The organism is Halomonas sp. CH40 (assembly GCA_041875495.1).
GTDB lineage: Bacteria > Pseudomonadota > Gammaproteobacteria > Pseudomonadales > Halomonadaceae > Vreelandella.
Genome location: CP112982.1, coordinates 2,901,796 through 2,923,361, shown reverse-complemented (window position 1 = coordinate 2,923,361; position 21,566 = coordinate 2,901,796). Strand labels below are relative to the sequence as shown.

Below are 21,566 nucleotides of genomic sequence, written 5' to 3'. Positions count from 1 at the left end.
GAGCCTTACTTATGAGCACATCCAGCATGCAGGCAGCCGTCTGGTACGCTGCCAAAGACCTTCGCGTTGAACAGGCGGAGGTGCCAAGCATCCGCGACGCCCATGAGGTCAAGGTCAAGGTGGCCGCTTGCGGTATCTGTGGCAGCGACCTGCACGAGTACGCCGCCGGGCCAATCTTTATCCCGGTGGATGCGCCGCACCCGATCAGCGGTGACAAGGCGCCGATCATCATGGGCCATGAGTTTGCCGGTGAAGTCGTGGAAGTTGGCGACAAGGTCACCCGGGTCAAGGTCGGCGACCGGGTGGCAATTGAGCCGATTCTTTCCCCCAACCAGGATGGCGCCTACCTGATGGAGCGCTATAACCTGTCGCCGCAGTTGGGCTTTCACGGGTTGTCCGGCGGGGGTGGCGGTTTTTCCGAGTTCACCGTGATGGGCGAGCATATGGTGCATGTGCTGCCGGATGACCTCAGCTTTGAGCAGGGTGCTCTGGTCGAGCCTGCTGCGGTGGGGCTGCATGCAGTGCGCCAGAGCAGCCTGAAAGCCGGTGATAGCGCGGCTGTTTTTGGTGCCGGGCCGATTGGCCTGATGACTATCGAAGCACTGAAGGCGGCTGGGGCCGCGCAGATCTACGCAGTGGAAATTTCGTCTGCGCGCAAAGCCAAGGCTGAATCACTGGGCGCTGTGGTCATTGACCCTGAGCAGGAGGATGCCGTTGCCAAACTGCAGACGCTCAGCGATGGCGGCGTAGATGTGGCGTTCGAGGTCACCGGCATTCCGGCGGTACTCAACCAGGCGCTACATAGCACCCATGCGGGCGGTGAAACCGTGGTGGTGAGTATCTGGGAAGGCGAGGCCAGTTTCCAGCCCAATGACCTGGTCATTCAGGAGCGCACCATGAAGGGGATTATTGCCTATCGGCATATCTACTCCGCGGTGATGGCGCTGATGCAGAAAGGTTACTTCCGCGCGGAAGATATGGTGACCCAGCGGATTCCCCTCAAGGCGGTAGTTGAGCAGGGGTTTGAGGCGCTGCTCAACGATAAATCGCAGGTCAAGATCATTGTTTCTCCCTGAAGCAATTTTCCAGCGGCTGTCACCTTGCAAAAGGCCATCGAAAGATGGCCTTTTTTGTCGTTATAGAAGCTATTTTGAACGAGCTGTGATTAACAAAAATTCATTTTTTTGTGTGCTCTGTGATAAAGTTACTTGAGACTTTTGTTGGTGGCAGAGCCCCTTATAATGAAAGTGAGCGTTATCAACTGAACAACGCTTCGACAGATGCGTGACAGCATCCATCAGGAGGTGGTAAATGGCCAATTGTGCGAGAGTCAACGGACACTGTAAACGTTGCGAAGATGAGCTGCCTTTCGGTTTTTCGATGGCGTTTCAGCCGATTGTCGACGTCGCTAGCCGGGAGATTCATGCCCATGAAGCCCTGGTGCGTGGTTTGAACAATGAGTCAGCCTTTTCCATTCTCAATCAGGTGACTGACAAACTGCTTTACCGCTTTGATCAGTCCTGTCGCGTCAAGGCAATTGAACTGGCAAGCCAGCTTGGCATGCAAAAGCCGCTCTCGATCAACTTTCTGCCCAATGCCGTCTACGAACCCGAAGCCTGTATCCAGGCCACTCTGGAGGTGTCTCAACGCGTCGGATGGCCGATGGATCAGCTGATTTTCGAAATTACCGAGACAGAAAGAGTCCGTGATCGTCAGCATATCAAGGATATTGTGGATGCCTATAAATCCATGGGCTTTTCCGTGGCGCTGGATGACTTCGGGACGGGATACGCCAATCTGGATCTGCTCACTACCTTGCTGCCTGATAAGCTTAAGATTGATCGCCAACTGGTAATGAACTGCGATCACGATATTCGCCGTCAGGCCATGCTCAAAGCGCTGATTACCATGGCGGAAAAGCTGGATACGACGCTGATTGCAGAAGGTGTGGAAACCGTTGAAGAGGCACGCTGGCTGCTGCGGGCGGGCATTGATCTGCAACAAGGCTTCTTTTTTGCCCGCCCGGCGTTTGAAAAAGTCGTCACTGACGTAACGGCTGGATTGGATAAAGTCTATGAGTCAGAAGGCCTTAGGGTCGGTGCCAGGGTATAAAGGGGTATTCGCTCAACGGTCTTTCGTTGCTGTCATATCGAACTGATTAATGCCTTGATATCACACAAACCCGGTTACGACCGCTTTGTTTAGCGCGGTAAAGAGCGATATCAGCACGTGCCAGAGCGCCGTCAGGCCGGTTGTCGTTGGCATGCAGCCTGTCTACGCCAATGCTGGTGGTGATCCAGACTGTTTTTTCGTCAGACTTTACCTGCAGTGCCTCAATGCTGGCACGGACTTTTTCTGCTACATGAAGACAGCCTTGCTGATCGGTATCAGGCAGTAAAATGGCAAACTCTTCACCCCCCAGACGACCAAACACATCATTTTCACGCAGCTCATCCTTGATAGTACTGGCAAATGACGCGAGGATTTCATCGCCGAGGGCGTGACCATAGGTGTCGTTGACCTGCTTGAAGTGGTCGATATCCAGCATCAGAATACCTACCGAATAATAGTGGCTGCGCTTTACCCGGCCATACTCGCGGTTCATGGTACTCATAAAGCTGCGCCGGTTGAGCAGCCCGGTCAATGGGTCACGCATGGCCAGTGTGCGGAGCCTTTCTTCCATGGCTTTGCGCTCTGAAATATCCTGCTGTATACCCACCATCCGTTCAGGGTTGCCGTCAGTATCCCGGCTGACCAGATGGCCGGATGCATACTGCCAAACCCAGTGCCCCTGCTTGTGCTGAAGACGAAACTCGTTCTGATAGCGTATGGCTGCGTCATTCAGGTGCAGGTTTAAGGCGGCATGAAATGTTGGCTGGTCGTCAGGGTGAATCCGCGCCATCCATTCCTGGCTGCTGGCAGGCGTATCCGGGTCTTGGCTGCTGAAGCCCAGGTTATTTAGAAGGCTTTCGCTATTGAAGCAGGCGCCCGTTTTGATGTTCCATTCCCAAATCCCCAGATTGCCTCCCTCAACGGCAGCTGCCATCAATTCTTCTGACTGCTGTAAGCGGCGCTCCAACTGATGGCGCTCAATGGCATAGTGCATGGCGCGCAGCAGATTATCTGATGCGAGCTGACTCTTGATCAGGTAGTCCTGTGCACCGGCCTCCAAGGCTTTGAGCGAAAACTGCAGGTCATCGTGGCCGGTCAGCACGACGATAGGGGTACTGCGCGCCATGCGTTTGCAGCGTTGGACAGTTTCAAGCCCGCTGGAATCAGGCAGGTTAAGATCAAGCAGTATGACATCGGCAGGCGTTAAGGCTTTTTGAAGGTGTTGGTCAAGCCCTTCAAGGCTCTTTACCCACTCCACCTGATGCGCGGTGCCGCTGAATTTGAGATTGTGACGAATCAGCCCGGCATCTCCGTCTTCGTCTTCTATGAGAATGATGGCAAGCGTTTGCATCTTCACTTCCTTGGACTGAGGCTGGGGCCTGTTTTCAGGTCATAGAGGCAGAACATTAAAGCCGTCCATACGTGGCATATTAAGACAGAGCACTTTCACTGATTTCGGCAGGTGTCAGAAAACAGAAATGATAGTGATGTAACTGCAATGTTGATAACATATTAACATGGTGTAACCTTTTGTCACTGATGCGGCGACAGCATTTTCATCAACAGTATTAGACAATAGTCGTAGCATGAGGGTCGGTCGTTAGGATAGACAAAAGTTTGTTCATAATGTCGGAAGGTCAGAAGGAGTTGAGTTTGTTAAATATTGAATTGACGCTTTGGGTGCCGGTTGCCCGTGTTGTTGAAAATTGCCTGTACAAACGCAGGATCACGCACATGATAAAATCCATGTTTTTCTGGAGTCGCTCAGGATTCTCTGGCACGTTATACACAGTGTATGCCTCGCCTTTATAAGCCTTTCTTGATGGCCCAGCGGCCATGAATTCTGTTTAACAGGAGTTGATATGCCGGTTTATACCAATATCGAAGATTTGCGCCGCCATTACGTGCGTCGTACCCCCAAGATGTTCTACGACTACGCGGAATCCGGCAGTTGGACAGAGCAGACCTTTCGCGAAAATACCAGCGACTTCCAGCATATCCATCTCAAGCAGCGGGTAGCGGTGGATATGGCGGGGCGTTCCACCAAAAGCCAGATGATTGGTGAAGACGTTGCTATGCCGGTGGCGCTGGCGCCGGTAGGCTTGACCGGCATGCAGTCCGCCGACGGTGAGATCAAGGCCGCGCGGGCCGCGGAAAAGTTTGGTGTGCCGTTCACGCTCTCCACGATGTCGATCTGCTCCATTGAAGATGTCGCTGAACACACCACCAAGCCGTTCTGGTTTCAGGTCTATACGCTTAAAGACGACGACTTCATGCGCCGCCTGATCGAGCGTGCCAAGGCGGCCAAGTGTTCGGCGATTGTGGTGACGGTCGATCTGCAACTGCTGGGCCAGCGCCACAAAGATATCAAGAACGGGCTTTCTGCACCGCCCAAGCTGACGGTTCGCTCGATTGCCAACATGGCCACCAAGGTGCCCTGGGGGCTGGAAATGCTGCAAACCAAGCGCCGCTCATTTGGCAACATCGTCGGGCATGCCAAGGGGGTTACCGACCCTTCGTCGCTGTCAACCTGGACAGCGGAAGCCTTTGATGTCTCGCTGGACTGGAAGCGCATTGCCCAGTTCAAGGAGTGGTGGGGCGGCAAGCTGATCGTCAAGGGCATCATGGACCCGATTGATGCCAAGCGGGCAGTTGAAATTGGTGCTGATGCCATCATCGTTTCCAACCACGGCGGCCGCCAGTTGGATGGCGCCGTCAGCTCGATCCGCATGCTCCCCGCCATCATGGATGCAGTCGGCGATGATATTGAGGTGCATCTCGACTCCGGCATACGTTCCGGCCAGGATGTGCTCAAGGCACTGGCCCTGGGCGCCAAGTCGACCTACATTGGCCGCGCCTTCACCTACGGCCTGGGGGCTGCCGGTGAAGCAGGCGTGACCAAGGCGCTGGAAATCATCCATAAAGAGTTGGATACCACCATGGGGCTATGCGGCGAAACCGACGTGAAAAATCTCGGTGAGCACAACCTCTACGTTCCGCAAGGCTTTGGTGACCCGACCGTCAAGCTGTAGATGATGGTAATCTTGGGGTTGAAGGCGCAAAAGCATATTCTGTATGAAAGAGCTGCCATAATGGGCAGCCCTTTCAACATTTTCCCTTTTCCAGCTCACTTATTGATGTGAAGGACATGCTTGTGTGCCGCCTGGGGTTTGGCCAATTAGGTTGATAGTAAAACATTAACCTAATTGAAGTAATTATTACCCAGAACTGAAACTAATCGAAGCTATCGTCGTAGATTCACCCAATTGTTGAGGCTATCCCGATGCTTCGTTGCATAACTCCCCTCGCCCTGGCCACTGCAGTGCTGGCATCTCCTGCTGTCGCTCAGGACGTCACCCAGACCGATAACGACTGGTTCACCGCCGGTCAGGCCCGTATTCAGGCCGAACTTGCCAAGCAAGATAATACCAACACTGCCAAGAACGTCATCCTGATGATCGCTGACGGCAATGGCGTCGGCACCAACTACGCCACTCGCTTGTTCATGGGTCAGCAGGAAGGCGGTCTGGGCGATGATTTCGTCCTGCCCTACGAAGAATTCCCCAACCTGGCGCTGGCCAAGACCTATAACGTCAACGCCCAGACCCCGGACAGTGCCGGTACTGGTACCGCCATGATGAGCGGCGTCAAGACCAAGGCGGGCATCATTGGCGTCAACGAAAACGTTGATCGTGGCGATTGCTCCACGCTGCCCGGCAACGAGCTAACCAGCATTACTGAAATCATGCACGGCTTGGGCAAGTCGGCTGGCTTCGTCAGCACGGCGCGGGTCACCCACGCAACACCTGCCTCGGTTTATGCCAAGACCGTTGACCGTAATTTCGAAGACGACTCTCAGCTACCTGAAGGCTGCGACACCCAGAAAGATATTGCCACTCAGCTGATCGACGCCATGGAAGCGGGTTTGGTCTCGGTTGCCATGGGCGGTGGTTACCGTCACTTTGTACCTGCCGGTGAAGAGCTGCCGGTTGGCGGCACGGGCCGTCGTACCGATGGCATCAATCTGGTGGAACGCGCTACCGAGCTGGGTGCCTACCACGCCCACAACGACGAGTCGTTCGCCAATGCCCCAGTCGACGGCACACCGCTGCTGGGCCTGTTTGAAAGCTCGCACATGATGTACTCAGCTGACCGCTTTGACGAGCCGTCACTGGCTGATATGGCCGAAGCCGCCGTCACCTCACTGTCTAACGACGAAGATGGTTTCTTCCTGCAGGTAGAATCCGGGCGTGTTGACCATGCCAACCACGCCGGTAACCTGGCACGCGTTGTCACCGACGGTGTCGCCTTTGCTGAAGCCGTTGAGCGCGTCATCAGCATGGTGGACCTGTCCGAGACTATGGTCATCGTCACCGCTGACCACGAACACGCCCTGGCTTTCAATGGCTATTGCGGACGCGGTTCTGACATCCTTGGCCTGTGCATGGAAATTGACGGCAACGGCGTCGAGCACACAGGCGAGCCGCTGCTGGGATCTGATGGCAAGCCCTACACAGTTGCCGGTTACCTGAACGGCCCGGGCTCAGTGCTGATTCAGCAGCAGGACGGCAACTACTACGGCGGCCGCCCTGACGTCACCGAAGAGCAGGCCACTGATATCGACTACATTCAGCAGGCGCTGGTACCCAGAAGCTCTGAAACCCACGCCGGCCCTGACGTGGCGGTCTACGCGATTGGCCCCTGGGCGCACCTGCTCAACGGCAGCATCGAGCAGAACGTGGTCTTCCACGCTATGCACTACGCCGCTACCGCTGAGTAATCAATACGCACCATCGTCAACATCCGGGGAGGTCTTTGGCCTTCCCGGCTTCGCATTGTGGAGAGTTTTCATGAACCGACGCACTTTTCTCGCCTCCGGCCTGGCCACGGCGGGTTTGCTTGTGGGCACGCCACTGGTGTCTCGGCTGGCTCAAGCCGACAACGTGATCAGGTTGCGTGATCTTTACGCTCGCGATCGCGGCGTTTCCGATCTCGCCTTAAGCCTTGAAGGTAAGCGCATCACCGTGGACGGTTTCATGGCGCCACCGTTAAAGGCTGAGAGCGAGTTTTTTGTGTTGACCCGAATTCCGATGGCGGTCTGCCCGTTTTGCGAGACCGAAGCCGACTGGCCGGATGACATCCTGGCCGTTTACACCAAGCGCACCGTGGATGTGGTGCCGTTCAATATCCGCCTGGAGGCCCGTGGCGTGCTGGAGCTTGGTCCCTACCGTGATCCGGACACTGGATTTTTGAGTATGGTGCGCCTGGCCGATGCCAGCTACAGCTGAGGGGGGGGCGTTGCCATGACACTTGCGCTTGATGTGCATGCCCTCAAGGTGAGCGCCGACAATGGCCAGCCGCTGTTGGAAATTCCTCGCCTAAAACTTGCCTCCGGCCGCTCGCTAGGCATTCGCGGGCCGTCTGGTGCGGGCAAGTCGACCCTCTTGTATGCGCTTTCCGGCTTGCTTGACCGCCTGGAAGGGCACATTGGTTGGGGGGATACCAACCTGGTCGAACTTTCTCAGGGGCGTCGCGCCGCCTTTCGCGAGCGCCATGTGGGCATGATCTTTCAGGATTTCCTGCTGTTTGAGGAGCTGGATGCCTTGACCAACGCCGGGCTCTCGGCCTTGTTTCGTCCGCGCCGTGAACGTGCCAGTATCCGCGCACGGGCAGCCGGGCATCTGCAGCGACTGGGAATTCAGGATGGCACGCGCAAGGTGGCCAGCTTCTCTGGCGGCGAGCGCCAGCGGGTTGCCGTGGCCCGCGCCCTTGCGGCTAACCCGGATATCCTGCTGGCCGATGAACCCACCGCCAGCCTGCACCGCAGTGCCGCCGATGCGCTGAGTCAAGACCTGGTAGCGCTGGCTCGTGATGAAGGTACGACCCTGATCGTGGTCAGCCATGACGAGCGCCTGCTGGCATGTATGGATGAGGTGCTGACGATTGCCGATGGTCGCCCGGCAGACCTTACTGACGCAGACAAAAGGAGCACCGACCATGCGTGATTTGTGGGACGGGCTGCCCATCGTGGCCCAGGAAATGCTGCTGCTGGGGGCTTGGTTATTACCGATCCTGTTGATCGGAGCGGCACTGCTGTATGGCTTTGCGGCCACTCGCCTGATCCGCGCCATGCTGTGGCGCTTTCGCTGGGCCAACCTGACCTTTGTGATCCTGATTGCGGTGGCGGTGGGCATGGGCAGCGCCTTGATCGCTCAGGAGCGGGGGCTTCGTCAGGGCAGCGCCAAGGCCGCTGACAAGTTTGACCTGCTGGTGACCCCACCTGGCAGCGAAATGACCATGATGCTGGCCGCCGTCTACCTCCAGCCAAGCGATGTCGGCCTGCTCGATGGCCCGACCTATCAGCAGATTGCACGCCATGAGCGGGTCGAGATTGCCGCGCCACTGGCCTTTGGCGACAGTTACCAGCGTTCGCCGATTGTCGGCACCACGGCGGAATTCACCCGCCACCTGACCGATGACAGCGTTGAAGGCAGGCTCTGGGAGACGACCTATGAAGCGGTAGTCGGGGCAGCAGCGGAGCTGGCCATCGGCGACACTTTCCAGCCGTCTCACGGGGTGGGCGAAGAGGCTGGCCTGGAAGCTGACTCGCATGACGCACATTTCGAGGTGGTGGGGCGCATGCCGCGCACTGGCTCGCCCTGGGACCGTGCCATTCTGGTGCCGGTCGAGGCCGTCTGGGAGGTTCATGGGCTGGCCAACGGCCATGCGCCCGAGCGACGTGACCAGCTGGGCCCGCCCTTTGATGCGGATTACTTCCCAGGCACCCCGGCGATTATCGTCAAGGCCGAAGAGCTATGGGCCAATTATGCACTGCGCTCAGAGTTCAGCCGCAACGAAAACACCATGGCGTTCTTCCCGGCGACCGTGTTGACCGACCTGTATCGGGTGATGGGCGATGTGCGTCAGGCGATGTCGATCACCACGCTGGTGACCCAGATGCTGGTCGCCGCCAGCGTGCTGCTGGCGCTATTGATTCTGTCCCGTTTGTTTGCCCGTCAGATGGCGCTGCTGCGCGCTTTGGGTGCCCCCAACCGCTTTTTGATGGCGGTGGTGTGGGGCTACTGTGCGGTGCTGATTCTAGGCGGCACCCTGCTGGGACTAGGGGTAGGTCAAGGTGCTGCCAGCGTCCTGTCGGCCTTGATTACTCAGCGCACTGACATTCTGGTCGAGGCGCGTCTTGGCTGGCAGGAAATTCGCCTGGCCGCTGCCTTCGCCGGCATTACCCTGGCCCTGGCCATGCTCCCGGCGCTGGCGGTCTTGCGCCAACCCACTGTTACCCATCTAAGAAGCTAATAGCGGAGATACCCTGATGATTAAGCCTTGTGTAACTACTGTGTCTTTCAAAACCCTTATCACTTCCCTGTTGCTGGTCGCGGGATTGATGGCTGTCACGGCCTTCGCCGGCGGCCATGAACAAGGCGACACCGATCACCATGACGAACAACACGCGGATGATCACGGCCACGATGACAGCCATGACGATGATGCCAAGCACGTTAGCGAACTTGCCAACCTGCGCGCTCTGCACGCCTGGACTAACGCTACTCGTGACAGGGACGCGCACATCTACGTGGAACTGGAAAATACCGGCACCGATACCATCATCCTGACCGGTGCGCATGCCGAAATCGCACAAACGGCGCAGTTAACCGGGTTCCGTTTGGTAGATGGGGAGCCTCAGCATGCGCCGATCGAGGCTATGCCTTTGGACCCCTCCAGCACTTTAGTGCTCTCGCCCAATGGATTGTCTATCCAGCTAGAGGGCCTCTCCAAAGCCCTGGAAGAAGGCGAGCATTTTGATGTTCACCTTGACACTGATGCTGGCAGGTTGGAACTAGATGTTGAAGTCGAAAGTGCGAGCGCCCGCCAGCATAGCCATGCAGGACACGCACATTAATGCCGTTTAATACCCAACACCTGACCAAAGCGACAAGTTTTTTGCTAGGTATGCTGATGCTTGTTCAATGGACGACTGGGCCGTTGGCAAAGGCTGCTGAATCTACCGCGAGTGAGGGGATTCCGCTCCACCTGTTGCAGGGCGAAATGCGCGCCTTAAAGCTCACTGAGCCACCACGCTTGGCACCCAAGCAGACACCGTTCAAGACCGCTGATGGGCGCGAACTGACCCTCGAGTCACTGGATGGACACTGGCGGCTGGTGAACCTCTGGGCGACCTGGTGCGCCCCCTGCCGTGAGGAAATGCCTGCTCTGGATCGACTGGCCAACGCCTACGCAGATAGGTCTTTTGAGGTAGTCACCATTGCTTCTGGCCAGCATGACCCAGGTGAGATCGAGCGCTTTATGGACGAGACCGGCATCCGTCGGCTGCCGAGTTACCGCAGCCCGGACAGTGCCATCGCCCAAGATCTGGCGGTACTTGGCTTGCCGACGACAGTGCTGATCGACCCCAATGGACGTGAGGTGGCCCGATTGACGGGGAGTGCCGATTGGTTCTCTGAAGAGGCGCAGGAGGTGATTGATTACCTGCTAACGCTGGATAATGGTTAGCAAAAACGCTGCAAAACTGAACGCGTAAAGTGTCATTCCACCAAACAGTAATGCAGAGAATAACAGAGCCGCCACATGTACATGCAGCGGATATTTCTCCTCGGTGGCGTCACTGGGTTTTCAGTCTGCAGCGACAGCGATCAGTTGCGCTGATGGGGCAATAGCGCCGTGCTGTGTTTTTCACTATCGGGTAGCTTGAAGGCTCTAATAGCATGCAGCAGGTCACGGGCGTGTTCTTCCAGCTGGCCAGCTGATTCAGCGCTTTCCTGAATATTGAGCGTATTGCGCTGGGTGACGCGATCCATATCAGTCACCGCCTCGTTCACCTCACCCACACCTTTGCTCTGTTCCGCGCTGGCATGGCTGATTTCATTCATGATGGCGGTGACCCGTTCAATCGCGGCAACAATTTCTTCGGTCGATTGCCGGGCATCTTCGGCTTGGCTATCGCCGTGTTTGACACGCTCCAGGTTGGCGTTAATACGGGTCTTGATTTCACTGGCCGCGTCTGCGCTGCGTTGGGCCAGCTTGCGCACTTCCTGGGCAACCACCGCAAACCCGCGCCCGTGTTCGCCTGCTCTCGCCGCTTCCACCGAGGCATTCAGCGCCAGGATGTTGGTCTGAAAGGCAATGGCGTCGATGGTGGAGATAATACCGGAGATTTCCTGTGAGCTTTCGCTCAGGTCCTTCATTATCTCGGTCATCTGGAAAACAGAGTCGCCACCGTGCTTGGCGGTAGAGGCAGCACTTTCTGCTTCGTTATTGGCCTGCATGGAGTTACTGGCATTCTGCTCGACGGTGCTGTGCAACTCCTCCATGGCAGATGCGGTCTGTGCCAGGGCGCTGGCCTGCTGCTCCATGCTGGATGCCAGGTGGCCATTGCCTTCAGCCATCTGGCGGCTGTTGACCGCGACCGTTTCCGCCGAGTGCTGTACTTGGGTCACCAGTTCGCGGAGATGATCCACCATGCCAGCCAGGGCGGCCATGATACTGGTGTTATCACCAGGGGCCAGGGTTGGTTTGGCGGTCAGGTCCCCGCGCCCAACGGCTTGAGCAAAGGCGCGTACTTCACGCGGTTCGGCACCGAGGTCGCGAACAATCTTGCGGGCAATGAACCAGGCAATGGCGATACTCAGTAATATGGCCGCCAAGGTCAGCAGAATCATCAGGCGTCCGAAACCTTCGGCAACATCACGGGCAACCGCTGTATCGGCGGCGGTATTGGCTTCCTGGTAATCGATAAAGGTATTAATACTGTTCAGCCATTCTGCAAAGGCATCGCCGCCTTCACCCACCACGGTTTCGCGCGCATTGATAAAGTCGCCATCACGCCGGTCGTTGATAATGTTGCGGGCAAACTCCCGGCCAGCTTGCGCACGGCGGGCGATATCCGCCAGCATGGCGCTTTCTTCTTCAGTGACTGTATCGGCATGGTTCTCAATCATGGCTTCCAGGCTGCGTTCGGCCTGGCGGTAGTTATCGGCAAGTTGCTCATACAGGTTGACCAGGCTGTCAACATCGCTCGTGTCACTGACCAGGGTAATATCACGTAATGCGATGGCGCGATCATGAACGCTGCCGCGGAAGTTGATCGCATGACGCATCATCTGACCGTTGATATCGTTAATCGCATACAGACGATCATCGATGGTGTTGACACGATCAATGCCCACTGCCGTCAGCAAACTGAACATGACAAGAAGCGCGCCAAAACCGACAAATAAGCGGTTGCGAACTTTCAGACGGGGGAAGCGCAGCATTGAGTATCTCCTGATCAGTGAATGGCAAGCCCATCGGGCGTCCAAAGATACCTATTCGTACACTTTTTGTATAGGAATATGTGAATAGACTTGTAACATTTGGTCATACTGTTTGTCATTCGTTTAACTTAATATCTCAATAGGCCTTATGGCTTGTTCGCTTCAACAATAAAGGTGTGTCAAATGGAACATCATCACCATCACCACCTGAATCCAGAGTCCGGTGACCGGCGGGTCAGCATTGCCATTTGGGCAAACGGGTTGTTGACCTTGGCGCAACTGGTGGGTGGCGCGCTGTCAGGCAGTCTGGCGCTGATTGCAGATGCGCTGCACAATTTCTCGGATATGGCGGCGCTGGTGATTGCCTTTGCCGCCCGCAAGATTGCCCGCCGCCCGGCAGATGCTCAGATGACCTTTGGCTATGGCCGCATCGAGATTGTTGCGGCGCTGATCAACTACACCACGCTGATTCTTATCGGTGCCTTTCTGATCTACGAAGGCGTGATGCGCCTGATTGACCCGCCGGAAATCCAGGGTTGGGCGATTGTGATTATCGGCGGCGTTGCTCTGTTTGTGGATGCGCTGACCGCCTGGCTGACCTGGTCGATGCAGAAGGGCAGTGTCAATATACGCGCCCTGTTTGTGCACAACCTCTCGGATGCGTTTGCTTCGATTGCGGTCATTATTGGCGGTAGCCTGATTCTGCTTTACGACCTGCGCTGGGTAGATCCGGCGATTACCATCGGTATTGCGCTATATATTCTTTACCTGGCGCTGAGTGAAATTGGTGGCCCGATTCGTACTCTGATGCTCGGCTCGCCGCCTGATATCGATGGCGAGGCGGTGATCGCCCTGATGCGTCGCATTGATGGCGTGGAAGATGTCCACCATGTTCATCTCTGGCAGATGCAGGAACACATTGCTGCGCTTGACTGTCATGTCGTGGTAAGTGAAGCCAACTGGCAGCACCTGGAAAACATCAAGGCGGATATCAAGAAGCAGCTAAAAACGCACTTCGGTATTGGCCATTCCAGCCTGGAATTCGAACATATCGACCACGCTCACCAGGGGGCTTCGCTTTACGGGCACGACCATCCTAGCTGAGGAGTTGACTATGGCTGACTTGCCGCCCCTTAAGGTTTACTACGACGCTGCCTGCCCGGGCTGCCGCCGCGACCGGATGCGCTATGAGCGCTGGGCAGGCGAGACTGGCCGCGATGTTGTCTGGTGTGACCTCAACCAGCATCACGAACAGTTACGCGAGAAAGGCATTGACCCGCAAGCGGCGCTGATGTCGTTACATGTTGAAGATGCCCAGGGCGAGATACACGAAGGAATGACCGCCTACATCATCCTGATGCTACGGGTGCCGCGCCTGAAACCGCTGGCTTGGCTGATCGGCCTGCCAGGCATCAATCGGGCTCTGCGCTACCTCTATGACCACTGGGTTAAACGGCGGCTAAAGCGTGAGGGTCGATGGCCTGAAGAGTAAACATCAGCTGCTTTAATTCCCGAGTTTCGCTCGCTGAAAAGTGATTTCAATTAATAGCTGCAGTGCTTACACATTGGCGCTGCCATATTTTTGTCATTTTTTTAATATAATTTAATACTTGTCCTGGCTAGATACCTGTTTTGGTTGGTGAATTCGATGTTCATCAGCACTGCCAGGCTCTTGTTATTTCCTGATGAGTATCAGTTTTAACTCATCTTTTCTACGTATTGAGTGGCGCAACAGGGTTTAATCAGGATGAAAATCATCGATAACTTAAGTATCAAAGCCAGTTGGACGCTGGTGCTGGTTGCGTTCAGCGGTCTGATTGTGTTGACCAGCGGGCTTGGCTTTTTTGCGAATCACGTTGGGCGTGACGCCTTTAGCACCATTAATCAGCGTGATATGGCGCAGGTTCGTGAATTGAATGATGCCTACAATCGCCTGATGCGAGCCCGCATCCAGATGAACCGTGCCGCTGAGTTAATCCGTACCCCATCGTTTGACCGTCCTGGCCCCTTGATGGAAGAAGCGCAAACTCTGCTTGATGAAGCCAAGACGTCATTCAAGAACTTTCAAGACGTTCAAATGAGTGCAAGCCAGCAGGCGCTTGTTGAACCCTTGGCCAGAAACTTTCAGTCGCTGGTCAATAACAATCTAAGCCTGCAGATGATGATGTTGGAAGATAAGGATGTGCGTGGGTTTCTATCCGGCGAATCACGGGTCGATGACAGTAGTAAGGCTTTTGTCGAAAGTGTGGATGCCTTTTTGGACAGTGTTCAGGCTAACGGCACAGCGTTACAGGTACGTTTTGAACAGATGTCGGCCTGGTTGTTTCAGGGCGTGCTGATTGCCTTGGCACTTTCGGTTTCAATGATAGGGGTAGTTGTCTGGGGCGTCAGGAAAAATGTAATCAAACCGCTTCACACGATGACTGAACACTTCAGGCGAATCGCCCAGGGAGACCTTTCAACGCCAGTGGCGGTTGAAAACCACAATGAAATTGGCACCCTGTTCAGTGAGCTGGAGCGGATGCAGCAAGCGCTTGGGAAAACCGTAGAGCGTCTGAATCATAGCAGTGAGCGGGTCTACGGCAGTGCCCGCATCATGACGGATCACAACCGTGCAATTTCCTCGCATAGCGACGAGCAGGTGAGTGCGCTGCAACAGATGGCGGCGAGCCTTGAGCAGTTAAACGTGACGGTAGCGCAAAACGTGGAAAATGCCGCATACATCAATCAGTCAACGGCAGAAACGGCACAAAAGGCTCAGGCGGGCGAGCAGGTAACCTCGCAGTTTGTTGCCACCATGGCCTCCATCAACCACGATTCTGAAGCCATTCAGAGTATTATCGATATTATTGACGGGATCGCCTTCCAGACCAATATTCTGGCCCTGAATGCTTCTGTTGAGGCCGCCCGAGCAGGTGAGCATGGCAGAGGCTTTGCGGTGGTCGCCAGTGAAGTCCGCAAGCTGGCGTCGCGCAGCGCCACCGCCGCCAGTGATATTCGCCAGCGTATTCAGGCCTCACGTGAAAGCGTGCTTCAGGGCAACCGGCTTTCAAAGGAAGCGGGTGAGCACACCCATGCGATCATTACAGCGGCCAAGGAAGTCGAACAGTTAATGATGCAGATGACACAGGCTTATCAAGAGCAAGGTCATGGTCTTGAAGCCTTGAGTAAGGCGGTTTATCAGATTCAGGGAACAACGCGGGAAACGCGCCAGATTGTGTATAACGCGTCTGAATGTGCCCACACGCTGGAATATGAAGCCGAAGATATGCGTCAGTATTCCCACCAGTTCACGCTACCTGAATCTGACAGCAGCCTGCCATCAAACGCTGTTGCCCATCAGGTTGAGCGATCAGATGCCGGTGTCTTGAATGAACATGCCCTAAACGAACATCGCATCAAGACGTCTGCTGATGACTCCGACTGGAACAGCAGTACTTTCGGGAGAGTGGCATAGGCGTTAACACATTTCGTCATTCCAGCGTCACGCAGTGCAGGCACAGTGAAACCTTCCATGAGTTTGCGGGTTCACTGCGCTATGAAAATCCTGATGCTGTCAGATGTTTACTTTCCCCGGGTCAATGGTGTGGCAACATCGATTGCCAGCTTTCGTGCGGCGCTGATACGCCAAGGGCATGAGGTAGTACTGGTTTGCCCCGAGTATCGCGGCGATGAGAAAGATGAGCCGGGTATCTGGCGAGTGGCGTCACGTTCGGTGCCGCACGACCCGGAAGATCGCATCATGCGCTACCGGCATGTAATGGCACTGGCCTGTGGGCTTAATCCCCGCCGCTTCGATATCATTCATGTGCATACGCCCTTTATCGCCCACTATGCCGGTATTGCGCTGGGAAAGCGGTTTGGCATTCCCGTAGTAGCCACTTATCACACCCTGTTTGAAGAATACCTGCACCATTATGTGCGCTGGTTGCCTCAACGCTGGCTGCGTTTTGCAGCGCGCCGCTTGTCTGTTCACCAGTGCCACCAGCTTGATACCTTGATCGTACCGTCGCGGATCATTGCCGATACCCTGCAACGCTATGGAGTCAGGACGGCATGCCGGGTGATTTCAACCGGTCTGGCGCCGGAACTGTTTGCCAAGCCCACCGGCGAGGACGATTTTCGTCAGCGCTACGGCTTGCCCGCCAAGGCGCCTTTGCTGCTGTTCGTCGGACGGGCGGCGTTTGAGAAAAACATCCGTTTTCTGATTGATATGCTGCCTAGCGTATTGGCAAAGCATCCCCAGACACACCTGGTGATTACCGGTGAAGGGCCGGCGCTGGAAGCATTAAAGCGCCATGCTCACCACACAGGTGTTGCTGAAGCCGTGGTATTTATTGGCTATCTGGAACGCTCCGGGCCGCTGCAGGATGCCTATCGTGCGGCAGATGTATTTGTCTTTGCCTCGCGTACCGAAACCCAGGGCTTGGTGCTGCTGGAAGCCATGGCGCTGGGCACACCTGTAGTCTCCACCGCCGTGATGGGGACTCGTGAGGTGTTAGTGGACGGCGAAGGTTGCCTGATAGCCGACGACAATCAGCAGGATTTTGCCTGCAAGGTGAACCAGCTTTTGAGTCATGCGCCTCAGCGTATCGCCTTGGGGGCACGTGGACAGGCGTATGCGGCGCAATGGCACGAAGACATTAAAACCGCCGAGCTGGTGGCTTTTTATAAGCAACTGGCTAGCTCCTAATACCCCGTCATTTCCAGGTAACCTACGCCCCTGGCCGCCTGGGAGTTAGCATCACGCACGACGACCTCTCCTTCCCAGTAAGGAACCGATGTGTCCATCCAGCGGTTGGGGTGGCGGGCTTCCACCTCCAGTTGCAGGTCGCTTTCAGGAAGCGTCAGCGCCCAGCGGGTTGGAACGTCGCGCCCGGCAACCGGCTGGCTTTCCAAGGGGGTCAAGGTGACACTGTCAGGGCCTTGCTGCTGTGTGTGGCCATCAGCGCCTATCAGGTGAGAAAACTGGTAGTCGCCGCCGTCTTTGCCGCCTCCTCGCAATCGATAGGCCATCAGCTTGCGGCCATCGTCCAGGTGCAGCGAAAACCAGTCCCAACCGCTTTGCTGGCCGGAGATAAGCTGGCTGCCCCATTCTCTGTCCAGCCAGCCCTGGCCGCTTACCTGCTGGGTTTCACCGTTGAGCGTGACCTGCCCTGTGATCTGCAAGAACGGCTGGCTGTAGTAGTGGGTGCCCTGGCCTTCAACCGTTTTGGCGTTGAAGCCATTCTGGCCGTGCAGCACCAGCGGGCCTTCCGCTGTCAGGGTCAGGTCATACCCTGAGCGTTCTTCACCTTCACCGCTGTAGGCGCTCAATTCAAAGTGCTTAAAGTTGGCCTGAGGCGGGCTCTGCAAGGTCCAATCATCCAACCAGGCCTGAAAAGGCGCGGCGATCACCCCGGCCTGACCATCGTCATGGGCACTGTGGCTGCGGGCAAAGCGCTCGGCGGCGATATGCGCTTCCCCGCGTGAAATCCCCATATGCGCCATCCACACCTGATCAGCGGCCCATTCGGAAGGTTCGGGGCGCTCGTCAGGCGGCATCAGGGCCTGGCGAAACAGCGTCCACTGTAAGCCTAGTGGCTGGCCTTGGGTATTTTCCAGATTGGCGGTGAGGTACCACCATTCGATGCGGTAATCCGGATGTGGGCCGTGATCAGCCGGAAATGCCAGCGGCGTGTCCGCGCTGGCCTGGGCATAGGCGGAAGCATCCGCGCCAAGGCCAGCAAAGCCTTGCGTAGCGGCGCTATCAGTGGGGTTTTCCTGGCAGCTGGCAAGTATCCCTGCCATGGCTGCCACGCCCAGTATGAATAGGTAGACAGACTTCATGCGCTTCCCTCATTGAGCATGGCACGGGGCGAGGTTCGCCACAGTTTGAGCGCGGGTAGAGCCGCAGCCAGCAAGGCCACAGCCACCGCCGTGGCCAGGGTAGCGGCAATGCTCCATGGGAACACTATCAAGGGCAGCCGCCAGCCAAAGGCTGCCACATTGATAATGGCGACCAGCACCCAGGTAATCGCGATTCCTAGCGGAATGGCGGCCACCGCAGTCAGCAGCGCCAGGCCGCCCAACTGGTAAAGCGGCAACAACGCCAGCTTACGCCGGGAAACCCCCATAGCCCAGAGCGGCGCTACCTGGCGCTGACGCTCCCGGGCTTGGGCTAACAGGGTCGCCAACAGCGCCAGAGCGGCCACGCCCAGGGTCAAGACATTCAAGGCGCGAGTGATGGTAAAGGTGCGCTCGAAAATCTGGGTGGCCAACTGCTTGACCTCCTGCTGGTTGATCAGGGCCTCATCGCTCAGGTCGTAACGTTCGGTCAAGGCCTGGCGAAAAGCGGCTGAATCGGCCGTGTTATCCAGCACCAGACCCAGCGAGGCCAGCTCGCCGCTGAAGTCTTCCAGCAGCGTCTGGACCGGCATCAGCAGCTGGCCGCGAGGGTTGCCGTAATCCGGGTAGATGGCGGCAATGCTGACGTTGATCGGGCCATCCCGGGATTCCAGTATGACGCTATCGCCCGGCGTCAGCTGCGCGGCCACCGCCAACTGCTCGTTGATAAACACGCTCTGGCCTGTGCTGAAAGTCGACCAGACTTCAGCTGACCCGCTAGTGGTCTCCAAAAGCGGCCACTGATCCGTGAGGGTAGGCACTGGCGCAATACCAAACAGGGCTATTTCACGCTGCTCGGCCTGGGCGTTACTGGAAGCAGGCGTCAGTTGGCTGCTGCCCTGGGCAGTGGGCAGGGTGCCCGTCACGTCAGGGTGAACATCCAGCCATTCCAGCATGGGCGAGAGCGTCGAGGGGGCTGCGTTAACATATAAAGGAGCCGCCAGGCGCTGGTCCAGCCATTCCAGAAAGGTCAGGCGAAACCCGCCGACCATGCTGCTGACGCCGAGGTTGGTGGCCAGGGCAATCAGCAGGGCCATCATGGCCAATGAGAGACGCGGCAGCTGTAGCTGGCAGTCTGCCACTGCCCAGTGAGCCAAGGGGCGGTGGCGGAGATATTGCTGCAGCCGTTGCAGCAGGCCATTCAGCAAGGGCGGCAGGGCCAGGGCGCTGAACAGCAAGAGTGTTGCCACCAGCGCAAAGCTGCCCAATAGCCCCTCGCCGGGCGGCTGGGATCTGATCCACACCAGTATTCCAGCCGCCAAAAGAGCCGCCACTATAGCGCCTTGCAGCATGCGTTTAAGCTGGCGCTGATACCCCTGACGCCAGGCCTGAGCTTGCCCCAGGGCCAGAATATTCAAGCGCGCTGCCCGCCATAGCATGCTGCTACCGGCCAACAGTAAACCGCCCAGGGTGACGCCGATACTGCCCAGCCAGTAATGCCAGGGCAGCGCCAGGCGGCGGCTGACATCTGCCTGATAAAGGGATGCCAGGGTGGTGGCTACATCCGGTAGCAGGGTGCCAGCCAGCCATAAACCGCTGACCAGACCCAGGCCAGCCCCCAGAAGACCAAGCAGCAAAAGCTCCAGGGCAATGGCAAAGACCAGAGTAAGCGCTGGAACGCCCAGCGCTCTCAGCGTACGCAGCGTGGCCATACGCTGTTCCATGGCCAGCCCCAATGCGGCCTGAACAATAAACAGGCCCACCACCAGGGAAAGCAGTGCCAGGGCCATCAGGTTAAGGTGGAAGCTGTCTGTCAGTTGGCCGGGAGAGGCAATCGCTGCCGCCCGAGTCAAACGGTAGCCCTCGGGCGGGCTTGCCAGCGCACCAGGCGGCGTGACCAGTTGGCTCAGAGCTGAGCCGCTGTCCAGCAGTTGAGCGGCAGCGGCAATATCCATCACCAGGGTGTGGGGCGGCAGATCCGGGCGTAACGCTAAAGGGGGAAGCGTCTGGCCGTTGGCGGTGACTGGTCTGGCGTCTTGTGCTGTATCTGCGGAAATACCCATTGCACTGAGCGTCTCAGGCGCCAGCTGGGTTTGCCAGGGCGGCGTGAAGAAGGCTGTTAACGAGGGGCCTGCGTCCCTGCCTAACGCATTGTTGGCAGGCAGGCTGAAGATATCCATGCCGATCACCGTCAGGCGCTGCTCGCCAATCTGGATGCTGCCTTCCAGCAGCGGCGATACCGGCCATCCTGCGCGGCGCAGGGTGAGGTAATCGTCTCGGGTCAGTGGTGCACCATCGCGGCGGGTCAGCTGGTCAACTTCCGAGCTGAACAGTGCATTGGCCCGGGCGTAACTGTCCTTAGCGGTGGCGTTGACCGCCTGTACGCTGCTCCACAAGGCGCTCGCCACCCATAGGCCCAGCAACAACATGGCCAGCTGGCCAGGGTGGCGGCGGTAATGGCCGAGCAGGGTGAGCAGGACGCGCCAGATCATGCCGGTTCATCCTGTAAGTGGCCACGTTTCAGGCGAACCAGCCTATCCAGCGGGGCGGCAACACGAGCGCTATGGGTAACCATCAAGAGCGCACAGCGGGTTTCAGCCACCAGTTCCAGCAGTAAGCCAAGCACTGTGTCGGCGCTTTGCTCATCCAGGTTGCCGGTGGGTTCATCGGCCAATAGCAGGCGCGGACGAACGGCCAGGGCGCGCCCGATGGCCAGACGCTGTTGCTGGCCACCGGAAAGCTGCTCAGGGTAAACGCCTTCCCGGCCACTCAGCCCCAATCGATGGATTAAGTGGTTTGTCCATTCAGGGTCTTCGCGCTGCGCCAGCCTTGCCTGCAGGCGCAGGTTATCAATCACTTTCAGGCTGGGAACCAGATGAAACTGCTGAAACACCAGGCCCAGCTGGTGGCAGCGCAGCTGCGCCCGGGCAGAGTCATCCAGCTGCGCCAGGTTCTGGCCATCTATCTGGATGCTGCCCTGATCAGGAACGTCCAGCCCGGCGGCCAGATGTAACAGCGTAGATTTACCGCTCCCAGATTCTCCCATCAGCGCCAGGCTTTCACCTTCATCCAGGCTTAGATCAATGCCGTTAAGCACTGCCAACTCGCCCTGTGGTGTACTAAAGGCTTTATGTACCTGACGCAGGCTCAGCATGCATGGCTCCTGACGGTGTAAAAAAGAATAAAGTATACAATATCTATACATTAATTCCATTCAGTAAGATTATGGTATGGTTTGAGTAGCCGAAAAGCCATAGTGTTAGCTGCGAACGATTAATTTTTCCGCTGCCTAGTTCTATAACCACTTCAGATATAGAGCTGGTTGATTATCTGGATTAC

18 protein-coding genes are annotated in these 21,566 nt (G+C 56.9%); 13 read left to right on the top strand and 5 right to left on the bottom strand.

Annotated elements, in window-relative coordinates:
- Nucleotides 1-26 precede the first annotated feature (26 nt).
- A complete protein-coding gene (locus OR573_13500; protein XGA81750.1) occupies nt 27-1,076 on the top strand; it encodes a 2,3-butanediol dehydrogenase in 1,050 nt (349 codons plus the stop codon).
- Between the two features lie 235 nt (nt 1,077-1,311).
- Nucleotides 1,312-2,112 (top strand): EAL domain-containing protein, encoded by an 801-nt coding sequence (locus OR573_13495; GenBank protein ID XGA79500.1) that lies wholly within the window; start codon nt 1,312-1,314, stop codon nt 2,110-2,112.
- A 46-nt stretch (nt 2,113-2,158) separates the two neighbouring features.
- Here OR573_13495 and OR573_13490 read toward each other — a convergent pair whose 3' ends face one another.
- On the bottom strand, nt 2,159-3,463 hold the full coding sequence (locus OR573_13490; protein XGA79499.1) for a diguanylate cyclase: 1,305 nt from the start codon (nt 3,461-3,463) through the stop codon (nt 2,159-2,161).
- Between the two features lie 511 nt (nt 3,464-3,974).
- On the opposite strand from OR573_13490, the gene OR573_13485 reads away from it, so the two are divergent.
- The 7 genes from OR573_13485 to OR573_13455 all read left to right on the top strand — a co-directional run bounded on the left by OR573_13485 (nt 3,975) and on the right by OR573_13455 (nt 10,641).
- Nucleotides 3,975-5,144 (top strand): alpha-hydroxy acid oxidase, encoded by a 1,170-nt coding sequence (locus tag OR573_13485; protein ID XGA79498.1) that lies wholly within the window; start codon nt 3,975-3,977, stop codon nt 5,142-5,144.
- A gap of 251 nt (nt 5,145-5,395) precedes the next feature.
- Nucleotides 5,396-6,892 carry an alkaline phosphatase gene (locus tag OR573_13480; protein XGA79497.1) on the top strand — a complete coding sequence of 499 codons (1,497 nt, stop codon included), beginning with the start codon at nt 5,396-5,398 and terminating at the stop codon, nt 6,890-6,892.
- Nucleotides 6,893-6,962: 70 nt separating this feature from the next.
- Nucleotides 6,963-7,400, top strand: a complete 438-nt coding sequence (locus OR573_13475) for a hypothetical protein (protein XGA79496.1) — start codon at nt 6,963-6,965, stop codon at nt 7,398-7,400.
- A gap of 15 nt (nt 7,401-7,415) precedes the next feature.
- The gene (locus tag OR573_13470; GenBank protein XGA79495.1) at nt 7,416-8,117 is read left to right on the top strand and encodes an ATP-binding cassette domain-containing protein; all 702 of its coding nucleotides are present in this window, start codon (nt 7,416-7,418) and stop codon (nt 8,115-8,117) included.
- Complete coding sequence (locus tag OR573_13465; GenBank protein XGA79494.1) at nt 8,110-9,426, top strand: FtsX-like permease family protein; 1,317 nt, start codon at nt 8,110-8,112, stop codon at nt 9,424-9,426. Before OR573_13470 ends, OR573_13465 begins: the two co-directional genes overlap by 8 nt.
- Before the next feature lie 16 nt (nt 9,427-9,442).
- A complete protein-coding gene (locus OR573_13460; GenBank protein XGA79493.1) occupies nt 9,443-10,030 on the top strand; it encodes a copper chaperone PCu(A)C in 588 nt (195 codons plus the stop codon).
- Nucleotides 10,030-10,641 (top strand): TlpA disulfide reductase family protein, encoded by a 612-nt coding sequence (locus OR573_13455; protein ID XGA79492.1) that lies wholly within the window; start codon nt 10,030-10,032, stop codon nt 10,639-10,641. Before OR573_13460 ends, OR573_13455 begins: the two co-directional genes overlap by 1 nt.
- 140 nt (nt 10,642-10,781) lie before the next feature.
- Here the strand turns inward: OR573_13455 and OR573_13450 are convergent, their stop codons facing one another.
- A complete protein-coding gene (locus OR573_13450) occupies nt 10,782-12,401 on the bottom strand; it encodes a methyl-accepting chemotaxis protein (protein XGA79491.1) in 1,620 nt (539 codons plus the stop codon).
- A 183-nt stretch (nt 12,402-12,584) separates the two neighbouring features.
- On the opposite strand from OR573_13450, the gene OR573_13445 reads away from it, so the two are divergent.
- The 4 genes from OR573_13445 (at nt 12,585) to OR573_13430 (ending at nt 17,094) form a co-directional block, all read left to right on the top strand.
- A complete protein-coding gene (locus tag OR573_13445) occupies nt 12,585-13,505 on the top strand; it encodes a cation diffusion facilitator family transporter (protein ID XGA79490.1) in 921 nt (306 codons plus the stop codon).
- A gap of 10 nt (nt 13,506-13,515) precedes the next feature.
- A complete protein-coding gene (locus tag OR573_13440; protein XGA79489.1) occupies nt 13,516-13,893 on the top strand; it encodes a DUF393 domain-containing protein in 378 nt (125 codons plus the stop codon).
- 255 nt (nt 13,894-14,148) lie between these two features.
- Complete coding sequence (locus OR573_13435; GenBank protein ID XGA79488.1) at nt 14,149-15,858, top strand: methyl-accepting chemotaxis protein; 1,710 nt, start codon at nt 14,149-14,151, stop codon at nt 15,856-15,858.
- A 93-nt stretch (nt 15,859-15,951) separates the two neighbouring features.
- Nucleotides 15,952-17,094: a glycosyltransferase gene (locus OR573_13430; protein ID XGA79487.1), complete on the top strand. Its 1,143-nt coding sequence runs from the start codon at nt 15,952-15,954 to the stop codon at nt 17,092-17,094.
- Here the strand turns inward: OR573_13430 and OR573_13425 are convergent.
- Genes OR573_13425 through OR573_13415 form a run of 3 tightly spaced genes read right to left on the bottom strand, consistent with a single transcriptional unit; the run spans nt 17,091 to nt 21,381 of the window.
- Complete coding sequence (locus OR573_13425; GenBank protein ID XGA79486.1) at nt 17,091-18,230, bottom strand: iron ABC transporter permease; 1,140 nt, start codon at nt 18,228-18,230, stop codon at nt 17,091-17,093. The genes OR573_13430 and OR573_13425 overlap by 4 nt on opposite strands.
- On the bottom strand, nt 18,227-20,719 hold the full coding sequence (locus OR573_13420) for an ABC transporter permease (GenBank protein ID XGA79485.1): 2,493 nt from the start codon (nt 20,717-20,719) through the stop codon (nt 18,227-18,229). The genes OR573_13425 and OR573_13420 overlap by 4 nt, the downstream gene beginning before the upstream one ends.
- The gene (locus OR573_13415) at nt 20,716-21,381 is read right to left on the bottom strand and encodes an ABC transporter ATP-binding protein (protein ID XGA79484.1); all 666 of its coding nucleotides are present in this window, start codon (nt 21,379-21,381) and stop codon (nt 20,716-20,718) included. Before OR573_13415 ends, OR573_13420 begins: the two co-directional genes overlap by 4 nt.
- Nucleotides 21,382-21,566: the final 185 nt, after the last annotated feature.